The organism is Pseudooceanicola aestuarii (assembly GCF_010614805.1).
GTDB classification, from domain to species: Bacteria; Pseudomonadota; Alphaproteobacteria; order Rhodobacterales; family Rhodobacteraceae; genus Pseudooceanicola; species Pseudooceanicola aestuarii.
Map to the genome: position 1 here is coordinate 202,762 of NZ_JAAFZC010000003.1, position 24,094 is coordinate 226,855.

Here is a 24,094-nt window from a genome sequence, read left to right on the forward strand (position 1 = left end):
ATGGACCTGACGGCCCTTCTGACCGCCGAATTCATGACTGCCGCGCTGGTCTTTGCCCGGATCGGCGCGCTGGTCATGTTCATGCCCGGTTTCGGAGAGACGTTCATCCCGGTCCGTCACCGGCTGGCCATGGCGCTGGTTCTGTCGCTGGCGCTGCGCCCGGCGGTTGCGCCCGCCCCGCTGGTGCTGGATGATTTCCCCGCCCTTGTCGCCAGTTTCGCCATCGAGATCACGATCGGCCTGTGGATCGGGATAACCGCGCGGATCCTGCTCACGGCACTGCAATTCGCCGGCTACCAGGTCGGGCTGATCGCCGGGCTGTCCAACGCCTTCGCCCCCGAAATGGGATCGTTCCAGGGCTCTACCCTGATTTCCACCGGGCTGATGCTGGCCGGCGTGGCGCTGATCTTTGCCATGGATCTGCACCATGTCATCATCGGCGCCATGGCCCTGTCCTACGACGTGTTCCCGCGCGGCCAGCTGATGTCGCAGGACCTGTCCCACCAGATCCTGCGCGCCGTCGGGCAAAGTTTCTACATGGGCATGTCCATCGCGGCACCGTTCTACGTGATGGGGCTGCTGCTGAACCTTGGGCTGGGGCTGGCAAACCGGATGATGCCGAACCTGCCGGTCTTCTTCGTGGCGGCGCCTGTCCTGATCTTCTCCGGCTTGCTGGTGCTGGTCGTCTCGGCGCCGATGATGCTGCGCCAGTTCACCGAAGGGTTCAGCGACTGGCTGGGCCTCCTGGTCTTCTAGGGGCGCGCGATGGCCGAAGACGAAGACAAGTCGAACAAGACCGAGGAGCCGACAGAGCGCCGCCTTCAGAAGGCGCGGGAAAAGGGCGATGTCGCCTCCTCCAAGGAGACGGGAAACCTGACCTCCGTCCTGTCGCTGACGCTGATCGCGGGCTTTGTCATGCCGCTGGTCATCGCCCGGCTGGCCGGCACCCTGCGCAGCATCTTCGAAACCGCCGGACAGGTCACGGTGGGCGAGGGGCGGCAGGGCATCGCGGATATCGGCGGCGTCACCTGGGGTCTGTCTCTGGGCGTGGGTCGGGCGATGGCGCCAGTGCTGGGGCTTATGATCCTGGGTGCGCTGGCCGGGGTGGCGATCCAGGGCCAGACCGTGGTCGCGGTGGAGCGGATCGTGCCGAAACTGTCCAAGATCTCGCCCCTGGCGGGCCTGAAACGGATGTTCTCCGCCACCACGCTGGTGGATTTCCTCAAGAACATCGCCAAGGTGCTGGTGGTTGGCGCAATCGGCCTATGGGTAACCTATGACGCCGTTTCGGCCATCTGGCAGGTGCAGGGCGTCCTGCCCGAGACAATCCTGAGCCAGACCCGGCAGCAGGCGATGGTGATGCTGGGCCTGACGCTGGTGCTGGTGGCGGCTGTCGCGGTGGCCGATATCCTCTGGCGGCGTTTCGACTGGCGGCGCAAACAGCGCATGTCCCTTCAGGAGATCAAGGACGAGCACAAGGAAACCGAGGGGGACCCCCAGATTCGCGCCCGCCGCGCCCGCCTGCGCCGCGACAGGTCGCGCCAGCGTATCGCCACCGCCGTGCCCCGCGCCACCGTCGTCCTGACCAACCCGACCCATTTCGCCGTCGCGCTGAAATACGAATCCGGCCACGATCTAGCGCCCAGTTGCCTGGCCAAGGGGACCGATCTGATGGCCGCCCGGATCCGGCAGCTGGCGCGGGACAACGACATACCGGTGATCGAGAACCGACCCCTTGCCCGGGCGCTGTATGACGTCGCCGAAATCGACCAGGAGATCCCGACGGAACATTGGGAGGCCGTCGCCGCCATCATCGGCTATATCCTGGATCTGAAGCGCAACATCCGCCGCGCCCCTCCCGAAGGTTCCACCCTGCGGGAGGACGATTGACGCGTCCCGCGGGGATCGGCCCGCCCCGGAGGCGCGCCGACCCCGGACCGGAATCAATCCGAATGCGCCGCGGCGCTGCTCTGGGGCTTTGACATCAGCAGCAGGGAGCCGGAGACCGCCGCCATCAGAGAGGCCAGCAGGATCGCCAGCTTCACCCCGCCAAGCGCCGGTTCGGTAAAGGCGGCGGAGGCGATGAAGATCGACATGGTGAACCCGACCCCGCAAAGAGAGGCGGCGCCGAACAGCTGCCGCCAGCTGATTTCCGACGACAACCGCGCCCAGCCGGTGCGCACCCCCAGCCAGACGAACAGCATGATCCCCAGCGGCTTGCCCAGGTAAAGGCCCAGGATCACACCCAGAACCTCGGGCGCGACCAGGTTCAGCCCCCCGGCCAGCGCGATCCCGGTGTTGAAGAAGGCGAACAGCGGCAGGATCATGAAGTTCGACCAGCTTTCCAGCCGATGTTGCAGGTGGAAGCCCGGTTCGCGCAGGCGATCGACGGCGGCGCTCAGCCGGGCCATCGCCAGGGGGCTGACCTCGTCCTTGCCGACTTCGCCCTCGATCACTTCTCGCGCATGGATGGCCACGCCCTCGACATTGGCAGCCGGGCGCGAGGGGATCAGCGCGGCGGTCAGCACCCCGGCCAGCGTGGCGTGCAGCCCGCTTTGCAGGACGAAATACCACAGGACCACGCCCAGGATGACATAAGGCGTGCGCGCATAGATCCGCGACATGTTCATGCCTGCCATCGCCGCGATCACCACCAGCGCCCAGATCAGCGCATCCAGGTGGAAACCGTGGCCGTAGAACAGCGCGATCACCACAATGGCACCCAGATCGTCGGCGATGGCCAGCGCGGAGACAAAGACCTTGAGAGAAGTGGGAACCCGGCTGCCCAGCAGCGCCAGGATCCCGAGGGTAAAGGCGATATCTGTGGCCATGGGTATGCCCCAGCCATGCACCGTGTCCGTACCGAAATTCACGCCGTAATAAATCAGCGCCGGCACCGCCATCCCGCCCAATGCACCAAGGACCGGCAGGATCGCCTTGTCCATGGTGCTCAGCTCTCCATTGATGATCTCGCGCTTGATCTCGATCCCGACAAGCAGGAAGAACAGCGCCATCAGCCCGTCATTGACCCAATGCGCCAGGCTGAGGTTCAGCGCCCAGTCGCCAAAGGACAGGCCGACCGCCATGTGGCTGACATGGTCGTATATCTCTGCCGCGCCCAGGTTCACCACCAGCAGCGCCGCGATCGTCGCCAGCACCAGCACCAGCCCGGCAGAGGCCGCCCAATGGAAGAAATCCTGGCTGGCCAGGTGCAGGCGCAGGCCCAGCGGTTTCGACACCGCCTCCATCACGCTGGTCTCGTCCCAGGTGCCGTCATAGCTGCGGCCGTCGATGAACATCGCCGGGCTTTGCATCGCGCCGGAGGCCTCGTAGGACTGGAAATGCCGGCGCAGCACGGCGTCGGTCCGGTCGGACCTCAGGTCGGCCATCAGCGCGACGCTGTCCAGGTCCAGATCGCGGGCGATGCCCCGGATCGTATCTTCGTCCAGGTCGGCGGGAACGCAGAACAAAGCCTCGTGCATCTGCGCCAGCGCCCCTTGCCAATGGGCGGCAATGGCGGCGCGCGCGGCCAGGTCGGTGCTGTCACCGGACTCGGCCGGCGGGACAAAGCGTACCGCCACCCGCGCCCCCTGCGCCCCCGGCCGGGCCGCCGCCCGCGACAGGATATCGCGCACCCGTCGTTGCCGGCGGTCGGCGTAGTCGATGAACAGCACGATCTGAACGCGACCGCCCGGATTGGCGAGGATCAGATCCTCCTGCGGATCCAGGGGGAGGTGGAGTTTGCCGGACATGCGCATGACCTTTTTTGCTGCTGTTTCGTGGTTGCGCGGGGCGCAGGCAACCGGAAAAGGGCGCAGTCCCCGGGGTGAACATTTAAGGGGTGTCGCCGGTCAATCCAGTAGGACGTTGGTCCGAATGCACGAAAAGCCGTTGTCCCTGCCGGGGAACAGGCCTGCGCCCGCGATTGTGGCGCGCCCTTTGAACTCAGCACGGCTAATCATGATTATGTTAATCATTTTCTGCCGTATCCGCGCGCAGGTCGCGGCCCTCCACCGCAGCGCCTTACGGGCAGGCGGGCCTGTGGGGCGGGCCCGGTGTTTCGAGGCGCGGCACGCGAATCGAACACAAAACCTCTTCCTCGAACAATACGAACAAAAATCTCGTCGAATAGACGAGTCAGATTCATCTTTTGCACATTTTCGCGCCATTGATTGTATGCACAGAGGAAATATTCCCCACATCCGATGATCCCGGCATTTCTTTCCCGGCCGAACCTCGCCACTGCAATCCGCCAGACGTCAGGTAAGGGGGAGACCAGGCGGCGCCCTTCCTCCCCGCGTCACAAGAGAGTCTCCAACCGATCCAACAGGAGCCTGAAATGACCATTTCTGCCACGATCAAGGCGCTGAGCCTCAGCGCGCTGATCGCCTCCTCGGCGGCCTTCCCCGCCATGGCGCAATCGCGCCAGGACGTGATCATCGCCGTGGGCGAACAGGGGCCGAACTCCCTCGATACCCAGACCCCCACATCCAACGATTACACCCGCCTCGTCGCGCTGCATGTCTATGACCGGCTGGTCAAGCACGGCGTCAAGACGCTGGAAGACGGCACCCAGGTCTACGACAAGACCCAGGTCCTGCCCGAACTGGCGACCGAATGGGAGGTCAGCGAAGACGGCAAGGTGCTGACCTTCAAACTGCGCGAGGACGCGACCTTTCACGACGGCTCCCCGGTGGAGGCGAAGGACGTGAAATGGTCCTTTGACCGCGCGGTGGCCGCAGGTGGCTTCCCGCTGATCCAGATGGGCGCCGGGTCGCTGACCGAACCCGACCAGTTCGAAGCGGTGGATGAACACACCTTTCGCATCACGGTCCCCGACGGCAACAAGCTGGCGCTGCCGGACCTGACCACGCCGATCCCGATCGTGCTGAACTCCGATCTGGCGCTGGAACATGCCACCGAAGACGACCCCTGGGCCACCGAATGGCTGGCCAACAACACCGCCGGCGGCGGCGCCTATGACGTGGTGCGCTGGACGCCCGGCAACGAGATCGTCTTTCAACGTTACGACGATTGGAAAAACGGCGACCTGCCCGCGATGAAGACCGTCGTCTACCGCCAGATCGCCGCCGCCGGCACCCGGCGCGCGCTGCTGGAAAACGGCGATGTCGATGTCTCGGTCGGGTTGCCGCCCAAGGACTTCGCCGAACTGGCAGAAGATCCGGGCCTGAAGGTCATCGGCGTACCCAAGCAATCGGCCATCGTGAACCTGGAAATGAACGTCACCATGCCGCCGTTCGACAATCCCAAGGTGCGGGAGGCCATGGCCTATGCGATCCCCTATGACGCGATCATGAGCGATGCGTTCTACGGCCGCGCCGCGCCGATGTACGGCGCCGAACCGGGCGCAGGTTATGCCGCCGACTGGCCGGTCAAAAGCCCCTATTCCACCGACCTTGAGAAGGCCAAGGCCCTGTTGGACGAAGCGGGCTATGCCGACGGGTTCGAAAGCACCATCTATCTGGACCTGTCCCGCGCCACGGTCCGGGAGCCGATCGCCCTGCTGATTCAGCAGAACCTGAAGAAGATCGGCGTCGACGTGGCGATCGAGAAGGTGCCCGGCTCCAACTGGTTTTCCAAGATGCTGGAAAAATCCATGCCGATGGCGGTGACCAGCTTCCACGCCTGGCTGGACTGGCCGGAATACCACTTCTACTGGACCTATTACGGCGCCAACAATTCGGTGTTCAACGTCGCCTCCCATGTCGACGAGACGCTGGATGCCGAAATCCAGAAAGCCCGGTTCGAAGAAGATCCCGCCGCCTATGAAGGGGAGATCACCAACATCATCGACATGGTGATGACCGAGCTGCCGAAAGTGCCGATCGCCCAGGATTTCATGGACGTCGCCATGCAGACCGACATCGAAGGCTATGTCTACTGGTTCCACACCTTCCTCGACTTCCGCACCGTTTCCCGCGCGGAATGACAGGACCGGGGGGCGGCCCCTTCCGCCCCCCGACCCTCCCCCGACCCACCTGCCTGCACAGCCATCCACCACCGCAAGGAGCAGCCGCATGACCATCCATGTGCCCGGCCTCTATCCCTGGCCATTCGACGGGGATCTTCGCCCCGAGAATACCGCACTTGTCATCATCGACATGCAGATCGATTTCTGCGGAACTGGCGGTTGGGTGCATTCACGCGGCGCCGATCTGAGCAACACCCGCCGCCCCATCGCGCCGCTGCAATCCCTGCTGGCCACGCTGCGCCCGGCCGGATTCACCATCATTCACACCCGCGAAGGCCACCGACCCGACCTCAGCGACCTGCCGCCGAACAAGCTGTGGCGCTCGCAACAGCTGAACGGCAACGGCATCGGCGCGCAGGGGCCTCTGGGCCGCTACCTGATCCGCGGGGAACCGAACTGGGACATCATTCCCGAGCTGACCCCCGCCCCCGGTGAAATCGTGATCGACAAGCCGGGCAAGGGCGCCTTCATGGGCACCGATCTGGAAACCGTGTTGCGCACCCGTGGCATCCGCAACCTGATGATCGCGGGGGTGACCACGGATTGCTGCGTACAATCCACCCTGCGCGACGCCAACGACCGGGGCTTTGAATGCCTGCTGCTTGAGGATTGCTGCGGCGCCGCCGAGGCCGCCAACCACGATGCGCAGGTTGAGATATTTCGCCTCTCCAACGGGTTGTGGGGGTCCATCGCGACCTCCGACGATGTCATCGCCACCCTGACCGGAGCAGCCGCATGACCGATTTTCCGCAAGTCCGATCCGCCCCCTATGCCTGGCCTTTCGATGGCCGGTTCTCCCCCGCCGACACGGCGCTGATCATCATCGACATGCAGCGCGATTTCTGTGATCCCGGCGGCTGGGTCTCCCAGCATGGCGCCGATCCCGCCCCGATGCGCGCCGTGGTCAACCCGATCCGCGCAGTACTGGACCGGATGCGCGATCTGGGGTTCCCGGTGATCCACACCCGCGAAGGCCACCGCCCGGACCTGGCCGATCTGAACGAGAACAAGCGCTGGCGGTCGGCCCGCGAGGGGGCCGAAATCGGCACAGCCGGACCCAAGGGGCGCATGTTGACACGGGGCGAACCCGGCTGGGAGATCGTTCCCGAGCTGACCCCCGCCCCCGGCGAGCCGATCATCGACAAGCCGGGCAAGGGCGCCTTCTACGCCACCGATCTGGAGCAGGTGCTGCACGCACGCGGCATTCGCAACCTGATCTTTACCGGCGTGACCACCGATTGCTGCGTGCACACCACCATGCGTGACGCCAATGATCGCGGCTTTGAATGCATGTTGCTGGACGATTGCTGTGCCGCCTCGCTGGCCCATAACCACGCCGCCATCCTGACGTTCACCACCATGGGCGACGGGCTGTTCGGCACCGTCGGAACCTCCGCCCAATTGTTCGAGGCGCTGGCATGATCCGCATGATCGGCAAACGTTTCCTCAGCGCGATCCCCAGCCTGATCGGGGTGATCATCATCACCTTCGTGATCAGCCACACGCTGCCCGGCGATCCGGCGGCCTATTTCGCAGGCCCCTCCGCCACGGCAGATTCCATCGCGGAGACGCGGGCCCGACTGGGGTTGGACCAGCCGCTGATCGTGCAGTTCGGCGCCTATGTGGGCGATCTGGTGCAAGGCGATCTGGGACGGTCCTTCAATTCCGGCCAGCCGGTGCTGACCGACCTGGTGCGGCGCCTGCCCGCCTCCTTCGAGCTGACGCTTTATGCGTTGGTGTTCGCCATCGTCGTGGCGGTGCCGCTGGGGCTATGGGCGGCGGTCAATCCCGGCTCCTGGATCGACCACCTGTGCCGGGGCACGGTAACGGCGGCGGCGGCCTTTCCGTCGTTCTTCACCGCGCTCGTCCTGATCTTTGTCTTTTACTACAAACTCGGCTGGTCGCCCTCGCCCATCGGACGGCTGGCGATCTATTTCCCGATCCCGCCCACCATAACCGGCTTCTTCACCATCGACGCGCTGATCGCGGGCGACATCGGCACCGCCCGCGCGGCGATGGGGCAGCTGATCCTGCCGGCGATCTCCCTTGGCCTCTTCGCGCTGGCGCCGCTGGCACGGATGACGCGGGCCTCGATGATCGGGGTGCTGGGCAGCGAATTCATCACCACCGCCCGCGCCGAGGGCCTGCCCCGCCGCAAGATCCTGTGGACCTACGGGTTCCGCAACGCACTGCTGCCGGTGGTGAACATCCTGGGCATGATCTTTTCCTTCCTGCTGGGGGCCAACGTGCTGATCGAACAAGTCTTTGGCTGGCCCGGCATCGGATCCTACGCGGTGGAGGCGGTGCTGACCTCGGATTACGCGGCGATCCAGGGCTTTGTCGTGATGATGGCCGTCCTCTACATCCTGCTGAACCTCGGGGTGGATATCCTGAACATGCTTGTCGATCCGAGGGTGCGTTACGATGACTGACCAGACCAATCCCGCCCCCGCCGCACGGGCGCCTTCGGCGCTGGCCAATGTCTGGTCCGGCTTTGCCCATGCGATGCGGTCCAACCCGCTGACGGCCTTTGCCATGGCGCTGTTCGTGATGTTCGTCCTGGCCGCCGTGCTGGGCGAGGTGATCGCCCCCTACGATCCGCTGGCGACGTCCTCGGACACATTGCAACCGCCCAGCTGGGCACATCCCTTCGGCACCGACCAGTTGGGCCGCGATATCCTGTCGCGCACCATCGTCGCCACGCGGGTGGATTTCGGCATCGCCATTGCGGCGGTCGGCATCTCCTTTGTGCTGGGGCTGGGGCTGGGGTCGGCGGCGGGCTATTTCGGCGGCTGGACAGACCGGCTGGTCGGGCGGGGCGTCGACACGATCATGGCGTTTCCGCTGTTCGTGCTGGCCATGGGTGTGGTCGCGGCCCTGGGCAACACGGTGTGGAACATCGTCTACGCCACCGCGATCATCAACCTGCCGTTCTACATCCGCTTTGCCCGCGCAGAGGTGAACAGCCGCCGCGATGCCGGCTTCGTGGAGGCGGCGCGCCTGAACGGCAACGGGTCGGCGCGCATCCTGGCGGTGCACCTGGTGCCCAACATCCTGCCGCCGATGATGGTGCAGGTCTCGCTGAACCTGGGCTGGGCGATCCTGAACGCGGCCGGGCTGTCCTTTATCGGGCTGGGCGTGCGCCCGCCGACGCCGGAATGGGGGATCATGGTGTCCGAGGGCGCCAATTACATCTTCTCCGGCGAATGGTGGATCTTCTTCTTTCCCGGTTTCGCGCTGGTTCTGGCCGTCTTCTGCTTCAACCTGCTGGGCGACGGGCTGCGCGACATCATTGACCCGAAAGGCCGCACATGACCCCGGTTCCCATTCTCGATATCCAGAACCTCAAGGTTGATTTCGGCACCCGCGACGGCACTGTCCATGCGCTTGAAAACGTGTCCTTCCAGCTTGCGCGGGGGGAGACGATGGGGCTGGTCGGCGAAAGCGGTTCGGGCAAATCCGTCTCCGCCTATGCGGTGATGCGGCTGCTGGGCGGGTCGGCGCGGGTGACGGCGGATCGGATGAACGCCGGCGGGGTCGACCTGCTGGCCGCCACGGATGCCGAGGTCGCAGCCCTGCGGGGCAAGCGGATGACGATGATCTTCCAGAACGCGCGGGCGGCGCTGAACCCCATCCGTTCCATCGGGGAGCAGATCGTCGACGTGCTGCGCGCCCACCGCGCCCTGCCCCGCAAGGACGCGGTCAAGGCCGCCATCGCCGCGCTGGCCGAGGTGCGCATCCCGGATCCCGAACGCCGCTACCACGCCTATCCGTTCGAATTGTCGGGCGGCATGTGCCAGCGGGTCATGATCGCCCTCGCCTTTGCCAGCGAACCCGAGCTGCTGATCGCGGATGAGCCGACCACCGGGCTGGACGTGACCACGCAGGCGGTGATCATGGACCTGATCCGGGAGAAATCCTCGCAACGGCGGATGTCCACCATCCTGATCACCCATGATCTGACGCTGGCGTCGGAATATTGCGACCGGTTCGCGGTGATGCATGCGGGCCATATCGTCGAACAGGGCACCACAGGCGATATCTTCGACCGGGCCGCGCATCCCTATACCAGCCTGCTGATGAAGGCGACGCCGCACGGCGCCTCCCGGCTGGAGGATCTGGCCGCGATCCCCGGTTCCCTCCCCGATCTGCGCCGCGACCTGCCGCCCTGCCGGTTCATCCATCGCTGCCCGCGCGGCACGGAGGCCTGCGCGGCGCCCCTGCCCTACCGCCCGCTGGACGCCACGCATGAAGTGGCCTGCCACATGCCATGGAAGGAAAGCGCATGACCGCCGCCCCGCTTCTGGAACTGGAAGACCTGGAAAAGATCTACCCGACGAAATCCGGCCAGCTGCACGCGGTGGACGGGGTGAACCTGACCATCGCGCGGGGCGAAAGCCTGGGGCTGGTAGGCGAATCCGGCTGTGGCAAATCCACGCTGGTGCGGGTGCTGTCGCGGCTGATCGACCCCACCGCCGGCGCGATCCGCATCGACGGGCAGAGCATCGGAGAGATCCCGGCCCGCCAGTTCGGCCGCCACGATCAGCGCAAGCGGATCCAGGTGGTGTTCCAGGATCCCACCGACAGCCTGAACCCGCAGTTCCGTATCTTCGACAGCATCGCCGATCCGCTGCGCCGTCTGGGGGGCCGCACCTCTCGCGCCGAGGTGACAGAGGCCGTGAACGAGGCCGCCCGCATCACCCGCCTGCCGGAAGAATTGCTCAGCCGGTATCCGCACCAGCTGTCGGGGGGGCAGAAGGCCCGCGTGGGCATCGCCCGCGCCATCATCCTGCGCCCCGACCTGCTGATCCTGGACGAGCCGACATCGGCGCTGGATGTTTCGGTCCAGGTGGTCATTCTGCAACTTTTGGGAGAGTTGCGCGAAACGCTGGGGATGAGCTACCTCTTCGTCAGCCATGATCTGAACGTGGTCAAGCTGGTCTGTGACCGCGTGGCGGTGATGTATCTGGGCAAGATCATCGAATGCGCCCCGGTGAAGCAGATCTTCGAGCGGCCCGCGCATCCCTATACCCATGCGCTGCTGTCGGCGATTCCGGGCAGTGACGCGCAGGGCCGCGTGCGCCTGAACGGCGAACCGCGCAGTCCCATCGACCCCGATCCGAATGTCTGCCGGTTTCACGGACGCTGTCCCATCGGGCAGGATCTTTGCGCGCGCGCGGCCCCGCCGCTGACGCAGCTGGGTGCCCATTCCGCCGCCTGTCACTTCCGTCTCGACCAACCGCAAGATCAACCACAAGAGGAGATCCCCGCATGAGCCTGGACCATGAAAGCTACGCCGCCCTGTCCGCCGGCGACATCGCCGAGGCCGTGCGCGACGGTCGTCTTTCCGCCGCCGAAGTGACAGAAGCCGCGATCGCGCGGATGGAGCTGACGGAACCGCATCTGCACGCCTTCTGCACCCCCGCGCCCGACCTGGCGCGGCGCAGTGCGGCGGCGGTGGACGCGGCCCGCGCGGCGGGCGAAACGCTGGGCCCGCTGGCCGGGGTGCCCGTGGGGATCAAGGACCTGGTGGCGACCAAGGATCTGGTGACGGCCATGGGGTCGACCCTTTACCGCGATTTCGTGCCGGAGGATGACGACATCGTCGTCGAACGGCTGAAGGATGCGGGCGCGGTGATCCTGGGCAAGACCAACGTGCCGGAATTCGGCTACAGCGGTGTCGGCCACAACCCGGTGTTCGAGACCACGCGCAACCCGTGGAACACCGACCTGACGCCGGGCGGATCCTCGGCGGGGTCCGGCGCTTCGGTCGCGGCGGGGGTCACGCCCTTTGCCATCGGGTCGGATGGCGGCGGATCGGTGCGTATCCCTTCGGCCCATTGCGGGCTGGTGGGGGTCAAGGCGTCGATGGGGCGTGTCCCGCTCTGGCCCGGCTGCCGCGACGAACGCTTCCCCGGCGTCTCCAGCTGGGAAAGCCTGGAACATATCGGCCCGATGGCCCGCAGCGTGGAAGACGCCGCGCTGATGCTGTCGGTGATTGCCGGCCCGGACATGCGCGACCGCCACACCATACCCAACGACATCGCCTGGCTGGACGAGGCCCGCGCCGGTCAGCTGCGCCCCCTGCGCATCGCCTTCAGCGAGGATTTCGGCTATCTCGCCGTGGATCCCGAAGTCCGCCGCGTCGTGCGCGAAGCCGCCACGGTGTTCGAGCGTGATCTGGGCTGCGAGGTTGTCCCGGCCGATCCGGGCTGGTCCAATCCGGGCAATGACTTCTGGGGCCTGGTGCTGGCGGACAGTGACCTGGCCGGGATGCGCGCCTGGCTGCCCGACCACGCCTCCGAGATGTCTCCCCACCTGGTCAAGATGCTGCAAACCCCGCATGACGACGAGGCGCTGACCAATGCCAACATGGCCCGCAAACGGCTGTGCAACATCGCCGCGCGGTTCTTTGGCCAATACGATCTGCTGATCTCGCCCACGTTGACGGTGCCGCCCTTCGCCTTGCATATGCAGGGTCCGGAGAAGACGGACGGGCGGATCGTCGATCCCTCCGACTGGCTGGGCTTCTGTTTTCCGTTCAACATGACGGGCCAGCCGGCCGCCTCCGTGCCTGCCGGGCTGACGGCGGAGGGCTTGCCGGTGGGTTTGCAGATCGTCGGGCGCCATCTGGACGATGCCACCGTGCTGCGCGCCGCCGCCGCCTATCAGGCCGCGCGCCCCTGGGCGCATCTGGTGCCGCCGCTCCTGTCCCGGCTGGAGGCCGCCTGACCATGACCGCCCAGATGACCGAGGATGACGTGCGCCGGGGCCTGGCTGCCCTGGGCATCACCCCCGCCGCCGATCGCCTGCCCGCCATTACCGCCGTGGTCGCCCAGAACATGGCATGGATCGACATCGTGATGGCCGCGCCGCTGCCCCCGCGCGCGGAGAACGCGCCGGTCTGGACCCTTCCGGAAAGGACGCCGGAATGACCCCCTTTACCCGGTTGAGCGCCACCGAAATCGCCGCCGACGTTCGGGGGCACCGCCGTTCTGCCCGCGCCATGGCAGAGGCCGCGCTGACCCGCATCCGCGAGGCCGATCCCGGCCTGACCGCCTTTACCACCGTCACCGCCGAACGGGCGCTGGCCACCGCTGACCGGCTGGACGCCCGGCTGGCGCGCGGAGAGCGGATCGGCCCGCTGGCCGGTGTCCCCTTCGCGGTGAAGGACCTGGTGGATATCGCCGGCGTGATCACCCGCGCCGGTTCCAGGATCAACATGGACACCCCCCCCGCCACCACCGACGCCACGGTCGTCACCCGGCTGGAAGACGCCGGCGCGATCCTGATGGGGGCGTTGAACATGGGCGAATATGCCTATGATTTCACCGGCGAGAACGCGCATGTCGGCGATACCCGCAACCCGCATGACCCGGATCACCGCGCCGGTGGCTCCTCCGGCGGATCGGGCGCGGCGGCAGCGGCGGGCATGGTGCCGCTGACCATCGGATCGGATACCAATGGCTCAATCCGGGTGCCGTCCTCCTGGTGCGGGCTGTTCGGGCTCAAGGCGACCTACGGCCGGGTGCCCCGCAGCGGTACCTTCCCCTTTGTCGACAGCCTGGACCATATCGGGCCGATGGCGCGGTCGGCACAGGACCTGGCGCTGGCGCTGAACGCGATGCAGGGCGCGGATGCGGGCGATCCCGCCGCGGTGGACCGCCCCGGCAGCGCGGCGCTGTCCCGGCTGAGCCACGGCACCGACGGGCTGCGCATCGCCCGCGGGGCGGGCTATTTCGACGCGCCCCCCGGCCCCGCCCGACAGGCGGTGGACCGCGTCTGCGCCGCGCTTGGTGTCAGCCGCACCGCCGACCTGCCAGGCGCGGAAGAAGCCCGCGCCGCCGCCGCCCTGATCACCGCCGTCGAGGGCGCCGCCACCCATGCCGACACGATCCGCGCCCGGCCGGAGGATTTCGGCCGCCCGATGCGCGACCGCCTGCTGGCCGGGGCGCTGGTGCCCGGCATCGCCTACGTGCGCGCGCAGCGCCTGCGCCGCCATCTGGCGGAGGAGGCGATGGAGGTCTTTGACCATGTCGATGCGCTGATCCTGCCCGCAACCCCGTTCGCCGCGCCGCGCCTCGACAGCGACGACCTGATGATCGACGGCACCCTGCAACCCTACCGCCCGCATATCGGGCGCTATACCCAGCCGATCAGCCTGATCGGACTTCCCGTGGTGACGGTGCCGGTGCAGAATGCCTGTGGCCCGCTGCCCATCGGCGTGCAGATCGTCGCCCCTCCCTGGCGGGAAGACATCGCCCTGCGCATCGCCGCCGCCCTGGAAACCGCGAGCGTCTGCACCGCACCCATCGCCCCCGCAACGGAGATCCCCGCATGACCCCGGACCAGATCAACCTTCCCGGCCCTCTGGCCGAGGTCACCGCCGCGTTCGAACGCTATGAAACCGCGCTGACCGCCAATGACGTCGCGGTGCTGGACCTTCTGTTTCACGACGACGCCCGCACCATCCGCTATGGCATCGGGGAGAATCTCTATGGCCATGCGGAGATCGCGGCCTACCGCGCCGGTCGCCCGGCCAAGGGGCTGGACCGCACCCTGGAACGGACGGAAATCACCACCTATGGCACCGATTTCGCAACGGCCATGACCCTGTTCCGCCGCACCCCCGGCAAGATCGGGCGCCAGTCCCAGACCTGGGCGCGGATCGACGGGGAATGGCGGATCGTGGCCGCCCATGTCAGCGTTATCGACGACCCGGAGGGCGCATGACCGACGCCCCGCCGCCGCCCTTGCGCCTCGCCCCGGGGGAGACCCGTTCGGCGGCGGTGGTCCGGGTGCTGGGCGCGCAGATCGTGTCCGGCCAGCTGCCTCCCGGACGCAAACTGGACGAGGCCCAGATCGGGGCGCATTTCGGCCTGTCCCGCACCCCGGTGCGAGAGGCCCTGCGGGAGCTGGCCGCCACCGGGCTGGTGGAGGTCCGGCCCCATCGTGGCGCCTTCGTCGCCGAGGTCTCGACCGACAAGATGCTGGAAAAGTTCGAATTCATGGCCGAGCTTGAAGGCCTCTGTGCAGGCTATGCCGCTCGCCGGATGCAGGGTACCGCCCGCGACCAGCTAAGCGAGATCCACGAGGCCGGCATGATGCTGGTCGAACGTCGCGACCGCGCCGGCTACCGGGATCACAACATCCGGCTGCACGAGGCGATCTATACCGGGGCCGGAAACGACAGCCTGCGGGAGGCGACGCAGTCGGTCCGCCGCTCGGTCGCGGCGTTTCGCGCGGCGCAGTTCGACCTGAAGGAACGGATCAGCAATTCCCAGGTCGAACACGGGCTGATCGTCACCGCCATCCTGCAAGGCGATGCCCCGGAAGCCACCCGCCTGATGCGTCGTCACATCCTGACCGTGATGGACGCCGCCGAAGCCTACCTGCGCGAAAAGCGCGTCATTCCCATCTGACGAAAGACCCCCGATGACCACGATTTCGATTGATGACCCGCAGGGAGATGACGCCCTGCTGGTGGCCGTCTGCGGCGCTCATATGCGCGGCATGCCGCTGGAACCGCAGATGCATGATTGCGGGGCCACGTTCGACAGCACCGCCCGGACCGATGACAGCTACCGGTTCCATGCCCTGACGGCCAAGGAGCCGATCCGGCCCGGTCTGGTGCGCGGCCTACCGGGCAGCGGCGCAGAGATCGCGCTGGAATTATGGCGGATCACCCCGGCCGGGCTGGGCCTGTTGCTGACCCGGATCGACAGCCCGCTGGGCATCGGCACGTTGCGCCTGACCGATGGCCGCCGGGTCAAGGGCTTTGTCTGCGAAGCGATCGCCACGGCCGAGGGCGCCCGCGACATCACCGACCTGCAATCCTGGCGCGTGTTTCTGGCGCAGCGCGACGCGGCGGACCCCACCAAATGAAAGGACAAACCATGACCTCCGATTGGGACCACGCCACCGGCGCGCTGGATATCGCCACGCTGCACGGGCTTTTTGCCGATAGCGCGCTGACCCCCGAGGCCGTGATCAACGCGGTCTATGACCGGATCGCCGCACGGGGCGACGACAATGTGTGGATCCACCTGATCGACCGCGAGGCCTCGATTGCCCGGGCGCGGGCCTTGATGGCCGATCCGACGGCTCGTGACCTGCCGCTTTATGGTATCCCGTTCGGGATCAAGGACAATGTCGACCTAGAGGGCGTGCCCAGCACCGCCGCCGTCCGCGCCTGGAGCCGGATGCCCGCGCGTACCAGCCCGTTGGTCCAGACCCTTCTGGACGCCGGCGCCATCCCGATCGGGAAGCAGAACCAGGATCAGCTGGGCATGGGCGTGGTCGGCGTGCGTACCGATTACGGCATCCCCTCCTGCGTTTTCGATGACCGCTACATCTCGGGCGGATCGACCTCGGGCGGGGGGGTCAGCGTGGGCGCGGGGCTGGTCAGCTTTGCCGTGGCCAATGACGCCGCCGGATCGGGACGGGTGCCCGCCGCGCTGAACAACATCGTCGGCTACAAGCCCACGCCGGGGCTGGTGCCACGCGCCGGGACATCCCAGGCGGGCATGGTCGGGACAGAGAATTTCCTGACCCTGACCATGGCCGACAGCGTGTTGCTGACCAACATGGTCTATCGCCACGACCCCAGCGACCCGTTTTCCAAGCCCGGAGCGGCCGGGTTCCGCGTCACCACCGATCCCGCGCCCGCCAGCTTCCGCTTTGCCATTCCCGATGCCGCGACGCTGGACACCGATGGCGATGCAGAGGCCGCACAGCTCTTCGCCGCCAATGTGGACCGGCTGCGCGCCCTTGGCGGCACGGCGGTGGAGATCGACATGACCCCCTACCTGACGGCGGCACGGATGCTCTATGACGGGCCGTTCATCGCGCAGCGCTATGCCAATTTCGGCGATCGCTTTGACGCGGACGAGACGGCGCTGTGCCCCGCAACCCGCGAAATCCTGTCCTGGGGGCGGAAATACACCGCCCGCGACGTGTTCAAGGCGCAATATGTCGTCGCCGGGTACAAACAGCAGATCCGGCAGCTGTTCCGGGACGTCGATCTGCTTGTCACCCCGACCTCGCCCACGACCTACACGATCGCGGCGCTGTTGGCGGACAACATCGCCCTCAACGCGAAGATGGGCACCTATACGAATTTCGTGAACCTGCTGGACCTGCCTGCCGCCTCGGTCCCGGCCGGGTTCCGCAGCGATGGCATTGCGTTGGGCACCATGCTGATCGGCCCCTCACTGGGCGATGACCTGGTCTGCCGGGTGGGTGCCGCGCTCCATGATGCCCTGGGGATTGCGCCGGGGCTGGCGGGGGCGCCGTTGCCGGACGGCACGGCCTGACGGGTCACCGGGGGGCTGGCGGCACAACCGCCGTCCTCTCTCTCAGCCGCCCCTGCCTTCAGCCGCCCCTGCCTTCAGCCGCCCCCACCCTCAGCCGCGCAGCAGGCCCGGTACCGCCCGCAGGCTGCTGATTGCGACGGCACCCGGCGGGCCGTCCCCCAGGTAGGCCACCGCCATCCCGGCGGCGCGGGCGGCGGTGGCGCCGGTAGGGCTGTCCTCCACCGCCAACACCTGCGCGGGCGGCAGGCTCAGCGCAAGCGCGCCGCGCAGGTAGGGTTCGGGATCGGGCTTGCCCCGTGTCACGTCATCCAGCGATATCGCCGCCACCAGCAGGTCGCGGATGCCCAGAGCTGCCAGGTTCGCCGCCACCACCGCGCGCCCGGAATTGGAAACGGCGACCTGCGGAATGCCCGCGTCATGCAGCGCGGCGATGACCTCGACCGCGTGGGGCAAGGCGGCGACCTGCGCGGCGCGCGCGCAATAGCTGTCGCTGATCGCCGCCATCCAATCCGCCCGTGCCACACCGGGCAGATCCGGTGCAAGGGCGGTCCAGACATCGTCCATGTGCACGCCCAGAAACCTGTCCACCGGGTCGGCGCGCAGGTCCAGACCATGGGCCAGGCAGACATCGATCAATACCCGGTGGTGCAGCGGTTCGCTGTCCACCAGCGTACCGTCAATGTCCCAGGCCACGCCGCGCGCGCCCATCAGCGCATCCCCTTCAGTCGGGAATAAAGGTCGTGATACCGCGCATACCCCGCATCGTAGGTGTCCCGATGGGCCGGGACGGGGCGGATCAGCTCGGCCTCCTGCACGAAGGCGCCGATGCCGTCCCATTCCGCCAGGCCAACCCCCACAGCCGCCACCCACGCCGCCCCCAGGCAGGAGCCGGGGTGACTGCCCAGCCGCTGCACCGGAGCGTCCAGGATATCGGCCACGATCTGCATCCAGACCGTGCTGACCGCGCCGCCGTCGGACACCAGATAGCGTTCCGGCGCATGGCCCATGTCGCGCAGCACGTCGATGTGATGGCGCAGGGCATAGCCGTAGCTTTCCAGCACCGCGCGCCACAGATGACCCAGCCCATGCGACAGGGTCAGCCCTTCGATCAGGCCACGGGCAGCGGGATCGTGGATCGGCGTCTTCTCTCCCAGGAAATAGGGCAGGACGGTCAGATCCTCCGACCCGGCGGGCACCTCGGCAGCCAATCGGTCCAGCGCGGCATGGGGCGCGGCGCCGAAATCGCGGCCTTCGCAGAAGGTTCGGACAAACCAGTTCAGCACCGATCCACCGGTGGACATGCAGCCATTGGGCATGAACAGGCCGGGGATCAGGTGGTAGTCCAGATACAGCCGCGCATCCGGTGCCGCCCGATCCGTGGCTGTCATCACGTCCACCGCGCCGCCGAATTTCAGCAGCACATCCCCCGCCCGCGTCACCCCGGCACCCAGGGCCGAGGCGATCATGTCCGCCGCGCCGCCCGTCACCGGCGTGCCGGGGGCCAGACCCGTCGCCGCCGCTGCCGCATCGGTCACATGGCCCTGGACCGCCACGCTTTCGACGCGGGGGGGCAGCGCATCCCAGGGCACGCCGGTCATCTCGGCCAGTTCACGCGAAAGGGTGCCGGTGGCGATGTCGGTCACGCCGGCCTCCAGCGCCCAGTTCTGTTCCACCCGACGCTCCCCCGTCAGGCGCCAGTTGATGAAATCGTAGGAGCCGAAGACGGTGGCGATGCGGGCATGCACCTCCGGTTCGTGCCGGGCCAGCCAGCGCAGCTTGGCGCCAACCAGTTGCTGGTTCACCCCGTTGCCCGCGCGGGCCAGAAACGCGTCTTCGTCGATCTCCGCCCGCATCTGCGCGACCTCCGCCCCGCAGCGCCCGTCGCTCTGCTGGATGGAGGGGCGCAGCACCGCGCCCGCCGCATCCAGCAGCACCACGGCGGGCAACATGCCCGAGGTTCCGATGGCCGCGATCTCCGTCGCGTCGCGGCCGGCGCGTGCCAGCAGCTCCGGCACGATGGCGCAGACATTGGCCCACCATTCCTCGGGGTCTTCCTCGGCCCAGCCGGGCCGGGGCGCGCGCAGCGTGACCGGGCGGGAGGCCACCGCCACGATCTTGTCCGGCAGTTCCATCAGCAGGCCGATGGTGGAGGTGGTGCCGATGTCCAGTCCCAGGATCAGGCTCATTGGGAAATCCCCCCGCTCAGCGCAGGGCGCCCACCTTGTCCATGAACCGTTTCACACGGTCGGAATCCACCGGGTTCCAGGTGTTGCCGTCGACCTTGAAATGGGTGCCGATCACGCAACCCTGCGCGACCGAGAAGACATCGGCGATATTGTCGATATTCACCCCGGTATTGGCAAAGACGGGCACGTCCTCCAGCGTTTCGCAGACCTTGCGCAGGTCCGAATGCTCCGCCGGCTGACCGGTGATCGGACCGGACACAAGAATGGCATCGGCGAGCGAGGAGAAGACCGCGCTTTTGGCGCGCAGTTCGATCGGGCGCTGGTCCAGCGAATGGGCGAATTCGGCGTTGATGTTGAACAGCATCTTCATGTCATCGCGTTTGAGATTCGTGCGCAGGCGCGAGGCCTCGGCGCAGTTCGGCTCCCAGATGCCCATGTCGGAGGCGAAGACCCCGGTAAAGATCTCCCGCACGAAGGAGGCGCCGGTGACCGCGCCGATCGCGATGGAGCTTTGCGGATCCCACAGGTAGTTCACGCCGAACGGTACCTTCAGCAGAGGCTTGACCGCCGTGACGACAGCGGTCATCGCCGCGATGCTTTCGGGAGAGCCCTTGAACACGTAGGGGCGGTCGTTCTCGTTGCCGAACATGATCGCATCGACGCCGCCGTCCTGCAATTTTTCCACGTCGGCGATCACCCCTTCGATCAACCCGTCCATGCCGCGATCGGCATCGTAGAGGGGGGAACCGGGAAGGGCGCCGATATGGGCCATGGAAATGACGGCCTTGTTCTTTCCGTCGAAGAAGTCGAAGGGCATGCAGGGTCTCCTTGGGAGGTCAGGTTTCTTCGGCCACACGGATCTCCACCCCCGCGCCCGCAAGGGCGGAGGCAAGATCGGATGGCGGCGGCGCGTCGGTGATCAGGACCGACGCTTCGGACAGGGCGGCGACGCGGATGGTCGAAAGCCGCCGAAATTTTGTTGAATCGCACAAAAACACGCGATGCGCCGAACGTTCCAGGTAGATTTTCTTCAGCTCGCTGTCTTCGATGGAATAATCGTAGAACCCCTCGTCCGAGAGACCGGAAATGCCGATCACGGCGACCTCGAAATGCAGCTTGGAAAAGCTCTCGATCGCGCTTGGCCCGGTGATCGACAATTCGTTCGGCCGGGTGCGCCCCTCGGGCAGGTAGACCTCGGTGCCCATGGCGCCCAGAGAGGTCGCGACCCGCAGGCTGTTGGTGAAGATGTGGCGCTGTCCGCCCCGCCGGGCCAGGGCCTCGGCCGCGAACAGGCATGAGCTGCCGACGTCGATGGCCACGGACCGAAAACCTGCAAGAAGTTCAGCAGCTTCGGCGGCAATCAGCCGTTTCGCCGGCGCATTGTGTGCGGCCCGCGCATCGAAATCCGGCTCAACATCGTCGATCACTTTCAGGGGGCCGGACGCCCGGCGCCGCGCGCCGCCGTGCACGCGATGCAACAGGCCTTCGCGCTCCAGCTCCGACAGGTCGCGGCGCACGGTCATGTCGGAAACCTCGAAGTCGCGCGCCAGATCGGCCACGGCCACCGAACCGCCTTCGTGCAAGCGTTTCAGGATCGCGTTCATGCGGGTCTGTGCAGGTGTTCGCATCTTGGTGTTCATGTTCGGCCTCATGCCAGTTCTATGTCCGAGTTGAGCGCAGAAGGCAACATAAGTAAACAAAAAGCTTGCCTTTTGCGTGCGATCTTGTTCAGTTTCCTTGAAAGGAGCCTCAACATCATGTCCCACACCACCCTATCCGCACAGGTGCATCCAGATCTAAACAATAAGCGTGCGTTCCTGACGGGCGGCGTCACCGGCATCGGCAACGCCATCGCACGGGGTCTGGCGGCGCAGGGCGTGCGCGTCGCGATCGCCGATCTGGACGCCAAGGCCGCCACCCGCGCCGCCGCTGATCTGGGTCACGGGCATATCGGACTGGCCGTGGACGTGCGCGACCGCGCCTCTGTCACCGCCGCCTTCGACGCGGCGGTGGAGGGGCTGGGCGGCATCGACATCTGCGTCGCCAATGCGGGCGTGTCCTCCATGGCGCCGGCGGTCGCGCTGACCGACGCGGATTGGGACTTCAACATGAACGTCAACGCACGCGGTGTCTTTCTGACCAACCAGATGGCGGCACGGCATTTCACCGGAACGGGCAGTGGCGTGATCGTCAACACCGCATCCCTGGCGGCCAAGGTTGGCGCGCCGTTTCTGGCCCATTACAGCGCCTCGAAATTCGCGGTGGTCGGCTGGACCCAGGCCCTGGCCCGCGAGTTGGCGCCGATCGGCGTGCGGGTAAACGCCGTCTGCCCCGGCTTCGTCAAGACCGGGATGCAGGACCGCGAAGTCGAATGGGAGGCCAAGCTGCGGGGCATGACCGGGCCTGAGGTGGTGCAGGATTACATCGATCAGACCCCGCTGGGCCGGCTGGAAACACCGGAGGACGTGGCCAATGTCGCGGTGTTCCTGTGCGCGGACGCAGCGCGCTTCATGACCGGTCAGGCGATCAACGTCACTGGCGGCGTCTACACGACCTGATCCCCAGCGGATCGAGAGGAAAGGACGGCGCATGGCCGAAATCACCATGAAGGGCGTGACCCGCGACTACGGAAGCGGCATTTTCGGCGTCCGCGACGTGGACCTGGAGATCCGGGAGGGAGAGTTCATGTGCTTTCTCGGGCCGTCGGGCTGCGGCAAGTCCACGACCCTGCGGATGATCGCGGGTCTGGAAGACATTACCTCCGGCACGCTGACCATCGGCGGGCGCGACATGACCCATACACCGCCGCGCGACCGCAACATTGCCGTGGTTTTCCAGACCTACGCGCTTTATCCGCACATGAGCGTGCGCGACAACATCGCCTTTGGCATGAAGATGCGCGGTGTCCCGCGCGGCGACCGGGCGCAGCGCGTGACCGCCGCCGCGCAGAAGCTGGGGCTGGCCCCCTACCTGGACCGCAAACCGGCGGAACTGTCGGGCGGTCAGCGCCAGCGCGTCGCGCTTGGCCGGGCCATCGTTCGGGAGCCGGATGTCTTCCTGATGGACGAGCCGCTGTCCAACCTGGACGCCACCCTGCGGGCCGAAATGCGGCTGGAGCTGGTGCGGCTGCACCGCGAACTGGGCAAGACCACGGTTTTCGTCACTCACGATCAGGTGGAGGCGATGACCATGGGCGACCGCATCTGCATCCTGCGCGACGGAGAGATCATGCAGGTGGGCCGGCCGCTGGAGGTCTATGACAACCCTGTCAACATCTTCGTCGCCCGGTTCCTGTCCACCCCGCCGATGAGCATCCTGCCCGCCACCCTGAAGGACGGCCGATTGTCCAGCCCGCTGGCCGATTTCACCCTGACCCCGGACCAGCAGCGCGCCTATGCCGCCGCCGCCGGCCAATCCCTGAAGCTGGGTATCCGGGCGGAGGATTTTCACGCCACGCCGGGGCCTTGCCGCATCCCTGTCACCGGCGAGGTCCGCGCGATCGAAGCCCTGGGGGCGGAGAACATCCTGTTCTTTCACCAGGCGGGGGAGACCCTCGCCGCCCGGGTCGATCGGCACCTGTTGCCCGCCGTGGGGGAACAGGTGTCGCTCTACCTTGATACCGCGGCGATCTATCTTTTCGACGGGCAGACCGAACAGACCTTTGCCCGGCCCGATCCCGAAACGGTGCGCGCATGAGGATCGGCCCCCTTCTTCGCCATCTGGCCCTGATCTTCGTCTGCCTGATCGTGGCGCTGCCGATCTTCTGGCTGATCCGCACCAGCCTGGTGCCCGCCGCGCTGTCCTATGATGCCCGTCTCTGGCCCGCCTTCAGCACCGAGAACTACCAAAGCCTCTTTGCCCGCAACGGCTATGGCCGGAACTACATGAATTCGGTCATCGTGGCCCTGGGATCGGTGCTGATCGCCACGCCCTTTGCCGCGCTGACAGGCTATGCCTTTGCCCGGTTCCGCACCGGCGGGCGCGCCGCACGCTTCGCCGTTCTGGCCACCCAGATGCTGCCGCCCGTGGCGCTGGCGCTGCCCACCTTCATGATCTACCGCGAAGTCGGGCTGACCAATTCCATCGCCGGGCTGGTCATCGTTTATGCTGTGATCAACCTGCCCTTTCTGACGTGGATCCTGATGGGGTTCTTCGAGGGCATCCCGAAAGAGCTGGAAGAGGCCGCGATCACCGACGGGGCCACCAACTGGCAGGCCTTCGTACTGGTGGTCCTGCCCGTCGCCCGGCCCGGCATCGCCGCTGCCGTGGTGCTGGGGTTCATCCTGGCGTGGAACGAATTTCTTTTTGCCCTGATCCTCAGCGGCCCGTCCACCGCGACGGTGCCTGTGGCCCTGGCCGCGCTTCAGACCTCCAACGGGGTGGAGATCGGCAAGGTTGCCGCTGGCGTCGCGCTGGCCATCGTGCCGCTGATGGTCGTCTCCCGCTTCATCCAGAAATACCTGGTACGGGGCCTCTCCTTCGGGGGGGTGGGCTGATGATTTCCGCGCGCGGGTTCCGGCCCGCGCGCCAACAGAAGGGCCGAACCAACCGGCCCGCTTTCGAACACTCATACCAACAGGAAGGAAAGATCATGAAAACCA

At 66.6% G+C, this 24,094-nt stretch carries 24 protein-coding genes; 19 read left to right on the forward strand and 5 right to left on the reverse strand.

What is annotated here, in order from left to right; genetic code table 11:
* Entirely contained in the window at window positions 1-756 is a 756-nt protein-coding gene (locus G5A46_RS17360) for a flagellar biosynthetic protein FliR (protein ID WP_163851587.1), read from the forward strand.
* 9 nt (window positions 757-765) lie between these two features.
* Window positions 766-1,890 (forward strand): flagellar type III secretion system protein FlhB, encoded by a 1,125-nt coding sequence (gene flhB, locus G5A46_RS17365; protein ID WP_163851589.1) that lies wholly within the window; start codon window positions 766-768, stop codon window positions 1,888-1,890.
* Window positions 1,891-1,943: 53 nt separating this feature from the next.
* Here flhB and nhaA read toward each other — a convergent pair whose 3' ends face one another.
* Window positions 1,944-3,752: a Na+/H+ antiporter NhaA gene (nhaA, locus tag G5A46_RS17370; protein ID WP_163851591.1), complete on the reverse strand. Its 1,809-nt coding sequence runs from the start codon at window positions 3,750-3,752 to the stop codon at window positions 1,944-1,946.
* Window positions 3,753-4,339: 587 nt separating this feature from the next.
* On the opposite strand from nhaA, the gene G5A46_RS17375 reads away from it, so the two are divergent.
* The 14 genes from G5A46_RS17375 (at window position 4,340) to G5A46_RS17440 (ending at window position 17,307) form a co-directional block, all read left to right on the forward strand.
* On the forward strand, window positions 4,340-5,950 hold the full coding sequence (locus G5A46_RS17375; protein WP_163851594.1) for an ABC transporter substrate-binding protein: 1,611 nt from the start codon (window positions 4,340-4,342) through the stop codon (window positions 5,948-5,950).
* An 88-nt stretch (window positions 5,951-6,038) separates the two neighbouring features.
* The gene (locus G5A46_RS17380) at window positions 6,039-6,731 is read left to right on the forward strand and encodes a cysteine hydrolase family protein (protein ID WP_163851596.1); all 693 of its coding nucleotides are present in this window, start codon (window positions 6,039-6,041) and stop codon (window positions 6,729-6,731) included.
* Window positions 6,728-7,414 (forward strand): cysteine hydrolase family protein, encoded by a 687-nt coding sequence (locus G5A46_RS17385; protein WP_163851598.1) that lies wholly within the window; start codon window positions 6,728-6,730, stop codon window positions 7,412-7,414. The genes G5A46_RS17380 and G5A46_RS17385 overlap by 4 nt, the downstream gene beginning before the upstream one ends.
* Window positions 7,411-8,424 (forward strand): ABC transporter permease, encoded by a 1,014-nt coding sequence (locus G5A46_RS17390; RefSeq protein WP_163851600.1) that lies wholly within the window; start codon window positions 7,411-7,413, stop codon window positions 8,422-8,424. Before G5A46_RS17385 ends, G5A46_RS17390 begins: the two co-directional genes overlap by 4 nt.
* The gene (locus tag G5A46_RS17395) at window positions 8,417-9,307 is read left to right on the forward strand and encodes an ABC transporter permease (protein ID WP_163851602.1); all 891 of its coding nucleotides are present in this window, start codon (window positions 8,417-8,419) and stop codon (window positions 9,305-9,307) included. Before G5A46_RS17390 ends, G5A46_RS17395 begins: the two co-directional genes overlap by 8 nt.
* Window positions 9,304-10,281, forward strand: a complete 978-nt coding sequence (locus G5A46_RS17400; protein WP_163851604.1) for an ABC transporter ATP-binding protein — start codon at window positions 9,304-9,306, stop codon at window positions 10,279-10,281. Before G5A46_RS17395 ends, G5A46_RS17400 begins: the two co-directional genes overlap by 4 nt.
* Window positions 10,278-11,267, forward strand: a complete 990-nt coding sequence (locus tag G5A46_RS17405; RefSeq protein WP_163851606.1) for an oligopeptide/dipeptide ABC transporter ATP-binding protein — start codon at window positions 10,278-10,280, stop codon at window positions 11,265-11,267. The genes G5A46_RS17400 and G5A46_RS17405 overlap by 4 nt, the downstream gene beginning before the upstream one ends.
* On the forward strand, window positions 11,264-12,724 hold the full coding sequence (locus tag G5A46_RS17410; RefSeq protein ID WP_163851609.1) for an amidase: 1,461 nt from the start codon (window positions 11,264-11,266) through the stop codon (window positions 12,722-12,724). Before G5A46_RS17405 ends, G5A46_RS17410 begins: the two co-directional genes overlap by 4 nt.
* A gap of 2 nt (window positions 12,725-12,726) precedes the next feature.
* On the forward strand, window positions 12,727-12,927 hold the full coding sequence (locus G5A46_RS17415) for a hypothetical protein (protein ID WP_163851611.1): 201 nt from the start codon (window positions 12,727-12,729) through the stop codon (window positions 12,925-12,927).
* A complete protein-coding gene (locus tag G5A46_RS17420) occupies window positions 12,924-14,333 on the forward strand; it encodes an AtzE family amidohydrolase (RefSeq protein WP_163851613.1) in 1,410 nt (469 codons plus the stop codon). Before G5A46_RS17415 ends, G5A46_RS17420 begins: the two co-directional genes overlap by 4 nt.
* A complete protein-coding gene (gene hpxZ, locus G5A46_RS17425; protein WP_163851615.1) occupies window positions 14,330-14,725 on the forward strand; it encodes an oxalurate catabolism protein HpxZ in 396 nt (131 codons plus the stop codon). The genes G5A46_RS17420 and hpxZ overlap by 4 nt, the downstream gene beginning before the upstream one ends.
* A complete protein-coding gene (locus tag G5A46_RS17430) occupies window positions 14,722-15,414 on the forward strand; it encodes a GntR family transcriptional regulator (RefSeq protein WP_163851617.1) in 693 nt (230 codons plus the stop codon). The genes hpxZ and G5A46_RS17430 overlap by 4 nt, the downstream gene beginning before the upstream one ends.
* Before the next feature lie 13 nt (window positions 15,415-15,427).
* Complete coding sequence (locus G5A46_RS17435) at window positions 15,428-15,877, forward strand: allophanate hydrolase-related protein (RefSeq protein WP_163851619.1); 450 nt, start codon at window positions 15,428-15,430, stop codon at window positions 15,875-15,877.
* A gap of 11 nt (window positions 15,878-15,888) precedes the next feature.
* A complete protein-coding gene (locus tag G5A46_RS17440; protein ID WP_163851621.1) occupies window positions 15,889-17,307 on the forward strand; it encodes an amidase family protein in 1,419 nt (472 codons plus the stop codon).
* 90 nt (window positions 17,308-17,397) lie between these two features.
* On the opposite strand, the gene G5A46_RS17445 is transcribed toward G5A46_RS17440, so the two are convergent.
* The 4 genes from G5A46_RS17445 to G5A46_RS17460 are packed head-to-tail and all read right to left on the reverse strand — an operon-like array spanning window position 17,398 to window position 21,133.
* Window positions 17,398-18,015, reverse strand: a complete 618-nt coding sequence (locus G5A46_RS17445; RefSeq protein ID WP_204318787.1) for an HAD family hydrolase — start codon at window positions 18,013-18,015, stop codon at window positions 17,398-17,400.
* Entirely contained in the window at window positions 18,015-19,493 is a 1,479-nt protein-coding gene (locus G5A46_RS17450; RefSeq protein ID WP_163851623.1) for an FGGY-family carbohydrate kinase, read from the reverse strand. The genes G5A46_RS17445 and G5A46_RS17450 overlap by 1 nt, the downstream gene beginning before the upstream one ends.
* A gap of 16 nt (window positions 19,494-19,509) precedes the next feature.
* Window positions 19,510-20,310: a BtpA family protein gene (locus G5A46_RS17455; protein ID WP_163851625.1), complete on the reverse strand. Its 801-nt coding sequence runs from the start codon at window positions 20,308-20,310 to the stop codon at window positions 19,510-19,512.
* Between the two features lie 19 nt (window positions 20,311-20,329).
* Window positions 20,330-21,133 (reverse strand): DeoR/GlpR family DNA-binding transcription regulator, encoded by an 804-nt coding sequence (locus G5A46_RS17460; protein ID WP_239521067.1) that lies wholly within the window; start codon window positions 21,131-21,133, stop codon window positions 20,330-20,332.
* A gap of 117 nt (window positions 21,134-21,250) precedes the next feature.
* Between G5A46_RS17460 and G5A46_RS17465 the strand changes: the two genes are divergently transcribed.
* The 3 genes from G5A46_RS17465 to G5A46_RS17475 are packed head-to-tail and all read left to right on the forward strand — an operon-like array spanning window position 21,251 to window position 23,989.
* Window positions 21,251-22,051 carry an SDR family NAD(P)-dependent oxidoreductase gene (locus G5A46_RS17465; RefSeq protein WP_163851629.1) on the forward strand — a complete coding sequence of 267 codons (801 nt, stop codon included), beginning with the start codon at window positions 21,251-21,253 and terminating at the stop codon, window positions 22,049-22,051.
* Window positions 22,052-22,082: 31 nt separating this feature from the next.
* Entirely contained in the window at window positions 22,083-23,189 is a 1,107-nt protein-coding gene (locus G5A46_RS17470; protein ID WP_163851631.1) for an ABC transporter ATP-binding protein, read from the forward strand.
* Entirely contained in the window at window positions 23,186-23,989 is an 804-nt protein-coding gene (locus G5A46_RS17475) for a carbohydrate ABC transporter permease (protein WP_163851633.1), read from the forward strand. Before G5A46_RS17470 ends, G5A46_RS17475 begins: the two co-directional genes overlap by 4 nt.
* Window positions 23,990-24,094: the final 105 nt, after the last annotated feature.

Bases quoted from the DNA above. Each gene is read 5' to 3' on its own strand.
- G5A46_RS17470 (WP_163851631.1), top strand. From the start codon at position 22,083: ATGGCCGAAATCACCATGAAGGGCGTGACCCGCGACTACGGAAGCGGC.
- G5A46_RS17380 (WP_163851596.1), top strand. From the start codon at position 6,039: ATGACCATCCATGTGCCCGGCCTCTATCCCTGGCCATTCGACGGGGAT.
- G5A46_RS17410 (WP_163851609.1), top strand. From the start codon at position 11,264: ATGAGCCTGGACCATGAAAGCTACGCCGCCCTGTCCGCCGGCGACATC.
- G5A46_RS17460 (WP_239521067.1), bottom strand. From the start codon at position 21,133: ATGAACACCAAGATGCGAACACCTGCACAGACCCGCATGAACGCGATC.
- G5A46_RS17400 (WP_163851604.1), top strand. From the start codon at position 9,304: ATGACCCCGGTTCCCATTCTCGATATCCAGAACCTCAAGGTTGATTTC.
- G5A46_RS17430 (WP_163851617.1), top strand. From the start codon at position 14,722: ATGACCGACGCCCCGCCGCCGCCCTTGCGCCTCGCCCCGGGGGAGACC.
- G5A46_RS17475 (WP_163851633.1), top strand. From the start codon at position 23,186: ATGAGGATCGGCCCCCTTCTTCGCCATCTGGCCCTGATCTTCGTCTGC.
- G5A46_RS17395 (WP_163851602.1), top strand. From the start codon at position 8,417: ATGACTGACCAGACCAATCCCGCCCCCGCCGCACGGGCGCCTTCGGCG.
- G5A46_RS17455 (WP_163851625.1), bottom strand. From the start codon at position 20,310: ATGCCCTTCGACTTCTTCGACGGAAAGAACAAGGCCGTCATTTCCATG.
- G5A46_RS17450 (WP_163851623.1), bottom strand. From the start codon at position 19,493: ATGAGCCTGATCCTGGGACTGGACATCGGCACCACCTCCACCATCGGC.
- G5A46_RS17435 (WP_163851619.1), top strand. From the start codon at position 15,428: ATGACCACGATTTCGATTGATGACCCGCAGGGAGATGACGCCCTGCTG.
- G5A46_RS17440 (WP_163851621.1), top strand. From the start codon at position 15,889: ATGACCTCCGATTGGGACCACGCCACCGGCGCGCTGGATATCGCCACG.
- flhB (WP_163851589.1), top strand. From the start codon at position 766: ATGGCCGAAGACGAAGACAAGTCGAACAAGACCGAGGAGCCGACAGAG.
- G5A46_RS17420 (WP_163851613.1), top strand. From the start codon at position 12,924: ATGACCCCCTTTACCCGGTTGAGCGCCACCGAAATCGCCGCCGACGTT.
- G5A46_RS17405 (WP_163851606.1), top strand. From the start codon at position 10,278: ATGACCGCCGCCCCGCTTCTGGAACTGGAAGACCTGGAAAAGATCTAC.
- G5A46_RS17360 (WP_163851587.1), top strand. From the start codon at position 1: ATGGACCTGACGGCCCTTCTGACCGCCGAATTCATGACTGCCGCGCTG.
- G5A46_RS17390 (WP_163851600.1), top strand. From the start codon at position 7,411: ATGATCCGCATGATCGGCAAACGTTTCCTCAGCGCGATCCCCAGCCTG.
- G5A46_RS17465 (WP_163851629.1), top strand. From the start codon at position 21,251: ATGTCCCACACCACCCTATCCGCACAGGTGCATCCAGATCTAAACAAT.
- G5A46_RS17415 (WP_163851611.1), top strand. From the start codon at position 12,727: ATGACCGCCCAGATGACCGAGGATGACGTGCGCCGGGGCCTGGCTGCC.
- G5A46_RS17375 (WP_163851594.1), top strand. From the start codon at position 4,340: ATGACCATTTCTGCCACGATCAAGGCGCTGAGCCTCAGCGCGCTGATC.
- G5A46_RS17445 (WP_204318787.1), bottom strand. From the start codon at position 18,015: ATGGGCGCGCGCGGCGTGGCCTGGGACATTGACGGTACGCTGGTGGAC.
- nhaA (WP_163851591.1), bottom strand. From the start codon at position 3,752: ATGTCCGGCAAACTCCACCTCCCCCTGGATCCGCAGGAGGATCTGATC.
- hpxZ (WP_163851615.1), top strand. From the start codon at position 14,330: ATGACCCCGGACCAGATCAACCTTCCCGGCCCTCTGGCCGAGGTCACC.
- G5A46_RS17385 (WP_163851598.1), top strand. From the start codon at position 6,728: ATGACCGATTTTCCGCAAGTCCGATCCGCCCCCTATGCCTGGCCTTTC.